The sequence below is a fragment of the Gemmatimonadaceae bacterium genome, from assembly GCA_035633115.1.
In the GTDB taxonomy this organism is placed as follows: Bacteria; Gemmatimonadota; Gemmatimonadetes; order Gemmatimonadales; family Gemmatimonadaceae; genus UBA4720.
In genome coordinates this window covers 1-4,436 of sequence record DASQFN010000028.1, presented here as the reverse complement: position 1 = coordinate 4,436, position 4,436 = coordinate 1, and the positions used below count along the sequence as shown (strand labels likewise).

General features: G+C 62.2%; 2 protein-coding genes. Both read right to left on the bottom strand.

All coding sequences use genetic code 11. The annotated features are described in order from the left end of the window. Nucleotides 1-151 precede the first annotated feature (151 nt). Nucleotides 152-1,633 (bottom strand): tannase/feruloyl esterase family alpha/beta hydrolase, encoded by a 1,482-nt coding sequence (locus VES88_02820; GenBank protein ID HYN80407.1) that lies wholly within the window; start codon nt 1,631-1,633, stop codon nt 152-154. Nucleotides 1,634-1,967: 334 nt separating this feature from the next. After that, the coding region (locus VES88_02815) for a TonB-dependent receptor (GenBank protein HYN80406.1) at nt 1,968-4,436 on the bottom strand (2,469 nt) is incomplete at its 5' end.

Here is a 4,436-nt window from a genome sequence, read left to right as displayed (position 1 = left end):
ATCGCCACGCGATCTGGCTCATCAAACGCTTTGTCGCGCAGAAGCTGGTGCAGCGGCAAATCGGCACGAGTCAGCCCCATAGCTTAAGAAGCCTGTGAGTGTAGAGCGTCACTAATAGCAAAACGCAAAGCTGGGCGTCGTGAACAAAACGTCAATCATCGCGGTCGTCGTGGTCGTGACCCTGACGCGGTTCCCGACAGATGAAATTTGCAGCGCTGTTAATGTCACCACTACCCTTGTAGTGGGCCTGCGTAGGATATGGGCAGAGTGGCCGCGTGCGCCCCGGCCATGGGCTGCCGGGGTTCGCGGCGCCGATGATCTTGTCCGGCGCGCGGCCGTGCTCCACCCAGTCTACGAGTGGCGCCAGCGCGTCGAGCAGATCGGTGCAGGGGCCGCCCCCGCAATGGTTCATGCCAGGGACGAGGAACAGCCGCGCGAAATGATCCGCGTGGCCGGGGGCGTCCCGCATCAGTCGCTCGTACCACCTGATCGTGTCGTTGGCCGAGAATACCGGGTCGCTTCCGCCGTGGTAGATGATCAGCTTGCCGCGGCGCCGCCGAAACTCCCTGAGGTCGGTGGAGTTGGCGGACATGAACTCCATCGAGGACTCGTTATAAATCCCCGAGGTCTGGAAAATCCGCGGCGCGTCCAGGTCGAAGTTGAAGTTCATCATGTATTGGACGAGGCCGCTCGCGGGGACGGCGTCGGGCGGCGTCACAAAGACGTAGGGCACTGCCGTCGCGCCCAGCGTAAGGTTGATCGCGTTGTTGACGAGCGGGGCGCCGGGGGGCGCGGGGAAGCCGATCTTCCACACGCGCCAGCCGGGCGTGCCGATCCCGGCGTCCCACGGCCAGTCCGCATAGAGCCTGCGACCCCAGGAATTCCTGGCGCCCCGGAAGACTGTCTTCAAGGCCGTCACCTGTTCCGCCGAGAGGCACGTCGCATCCTTCGCCCCCGGACACTGGAGCGTCGAAGGGTCGAAGCGGCAGGCCGGGAAGTTGTTGACGATGCCGTCCGCCAATCCGTCCAGCCCGTCGCACCCGTTCAGGACGGCATTTGCCGCCAGCGCGAGGTCGGCGAAAGAGAACGAAGTCGGCAGATACGGCTGCCCGCCCACGTCTAGTTGTGTCGCCGCGCCGGCGAACGCTTGAGAATCCCATGCTTCGGCGACCCCAGCTTTGGGCAGGTTGAAACCTGGATTGCCGGCGACGATGCCGTCGAAGTGTTCGGGGAAACGCTGCGAGGCGACCATCCCCTGGCGGCCCCCGTTCGAGCAGCCGATGAAGTACGAGTAGCGCGGCCTCTTCCCGTAGTGCAGCCTGATGATGAGCTTGGCGATGCGGGTCACTTTGTCGAGGGCGTTGTAGCCGAAGTCGCTGCGCGCCTGCGGGTCGAGGCCAAACAGCGCGCCGCCGATGAGGGGCACGGGCTCAATCGTGTGTCCCGCGTCCGTTGAGACCACGGCGTAGCCCCGGCTGACGGCGTTCGTAGGTTGGCCGATGCCGATGGTCCCGAGGGCGGTACCGAGGTTGCCGTCCAGGCCGCCGCCGCCCTGGAAAAAGAAGCGGTCATTCCAATCGACCGGCAGGCGCAAGTGGAAGCCGATGGCGTAGGGCTTGCCGTCCTGGCCCACGCGCTCGTTGATTTTGCCAATGACTCGCAGTGTGCGGGAGCGAGCGGGTTCGTGGTGGCGGGGTTCACCTGCGCTAGCGTGATCGTCGTGTTTGGGATCGGCGCCTGCATCAGCTCGGAGCAGGTGGTTGCCGACGCCGTGGTGGGCGCAATCGCCGCGAACAAGACCAGGGAGAGAATAAGAATGAGACGATGCATGAGCACTTCTCCTTTTGTGATGTATGCCGTATCCGAAGTTCGCCGCGTTCGTCTGACTGCCACAGCCAGGACGCCCCGCACTCAAGTTTTCGTCCCCGCAGGCGAGTCGAAAGATCGCGCTGCGTTTTTTCGACCCCTCAGAATTTCAACCTGAGCCCGTACTGGAATTGCCGGGGGTTGGAGACATCGCGAGGCGTGCCGAACCCCAGAACCGGAATCGGCGGGACGCTGAGACTGTTCCCGCCGTAAAGGGTGTTTAGGTCAGTGACGTTGACGCGGTTGAACAGGTTGAAAGCGTCGAGAGTCAATTCGAGGCTCCAGCGCTCGCTCAGATTTATCGCGCGCGCGACGCGCACGTCGAGGCTGACATTGCCGGGACCTTCCAGCGAGTTCCGTCCCAAACCGCCGGGGCGGTCGCTGGTCGGGTTGCCGTCGCCGTTCGCGTCCAAGCCGGCGAAAACGGTGAAGAACCTGCCGCTCTGGGCCGTCAGGATCGAGCTGAACTTGAACTCGCGCAAGACGGGGACGCTTTGCGGGACTTGACCGAGGAAGGCCAGAGTGTAGCGGTGGCGCGCGTGCTGGCGCGAGAGGGCGCGCTCCAAATTCCGGTCGGGGTTTTCGGGAAAGTCGTTGACAGCAGTCACCGACTCGGTGTTGGAGATGGTCTTCGAGTAAGTATAGCTGCTGTGAAAACTGAGCCCGTGAGCGAAGCGCTTCTGGACCTCGAAGCTCCCGCCATTAAAAATGGAGTATCCGCCATTGTCGAAAACAAAGAAGTCGCCGAGTTCTGGAAATCTTCTTGCCCCAAGGATGGGCTCACCGCTGGGTTGTGTCCCGGTCTGCACGCCGTTGAGCATGCCTGTGGGTGCGAGAAGCTTGAGCGCGTGGACATACAAGTAGCTCGCAGACACGGCCACACCGCCGCCGATCTCACGCGAAATCTCTACGCTCGCTTGCTTGGCGTAAGGGGTGCGGAGGTTTCCGGAGAGGTTTGCGTTGAGGCCCGGATTGATGACGCCGCCGACCGTCGGCGTCGCTGGCACCTGCCCGGTCGTCGTGAAGGTGAGCGTGGCAGGGGGCGCCAGGACCGGTCCGCGCACCGTGGGATTGATGAACCGGCCTCGCACGGTCGGGATGCCCGGATACAGGACCTGAGAGTTTGGCAAATAACCAGTGCCATTGAAAATGGTGGGACCGATCATCTGACCGATGCCGCTCGAAGCGATGCGGTCACTGAAAATCCCGAATCCCGCGCGCACCACGGTGCGCGGGTTAAACGCGTAAGCCAGGCCCACGCGCGGCTGAACATTGTTGAGGTCCTCGCGCCGGACGATCTCATCGGGGTAGGTTTCAAAGTCGTAGCGGAGCCCGTAGGTGAGCACCAGTTTGGGCGTCGCTTTCCACTCATCCTGAGCAAAAAAACCAAAACTATTGTGATCAAACCTTATGATGGGGAGGGCCTGGTATGGCGCGGGAACGGCTTGCGTAAAGGGGACGGGCGTCGGCACACCCTGCGTGGTCCCGGTGGGGATCGGCCACCAGAAGACCACCGGAGTATGGTTGAAAAAAGTCGGCCCGGCTCCGCCCAGGTTCGCGAAAATCACCCGCGCGGGGAAGAAAAGATCCCACTCGGTCGTGTCGCGGAGGTTGCTAAAGTCGGCTCCAAACTTCAAGGCATGGCTCGCACGGGTGTAGCTGAAGCTGTCGGATATCTGCAGGCGTGATTCGCGGTAGAAGTCCGCGTCCGAGGTGCTCTTCCCGGTCAGGAGCAAATTGGAGACCTCCAGGGCAGGCTCCTTGAGCACGGAGGGAAAATCGAAGCTCCGCCGCGCCCACTGGACGCGGACTTCATTGACCTTGTTGGCTCCTAACACGGCTGTCTCGCTGGCCACCAAGGACTGGTCGAGGACGAAGTTATTCCTTGCTGTAGTCGAGGCTGCCGAGGCGCGCCCGCCGCCGCCCAGAAACCCCGTGGTGGTCGAATCCAGAAGATTGTAACGGGCGGAAAGATTGTTGTTGGCGTTGAGCCTGTGATCCAGCCTAACAAGGCCGCTGTTGTAGTCGTTTGTGCGCAGGAGGTCGGGCGTCTCGGGTGTCAGACGATAAAACCTTTTGACCTCGTTGATCGTGTTGGGCTGGCTGCCGTCCGCTGGTCCGAGGTTGTCGAGGATAACCCTGGAGAATCGATTGGATTCGGCGCGGCGCTGCCCTTCGTAGTTGCCGAAAAAGAAAGTTCTGTCCTTCTTGATCGGACCGCCGATCACCGCCCCGAACTGGTTTTGCCGCTGCGCGTAATTGGGAGTGGTCAGCAGTGGTCGCGCGTTGAGCGCGTCATTCATCCCGAAGTAGTAGAGCGAGCCGCGAAATTTGTTCGTTCCCGATTTGGTGATGATGTTGACGAAGCCGCCGAGCACCCGGCCATATTCGGCCAGATAGGTGCTGTTGAGCACGCGGAACTCCTGGGCCGACTCCTGTGAGGGGGTAGCGCGCGGCAGCCCCGTGAAGGTCTGGATATTGTCCGCACCGTCCACCAAGATCATGGTATGGAGCTCGGTTTGGCCACCGAAGGTCAACCGCGGCACCGCCGCCTGGCCGACGCCCACGTC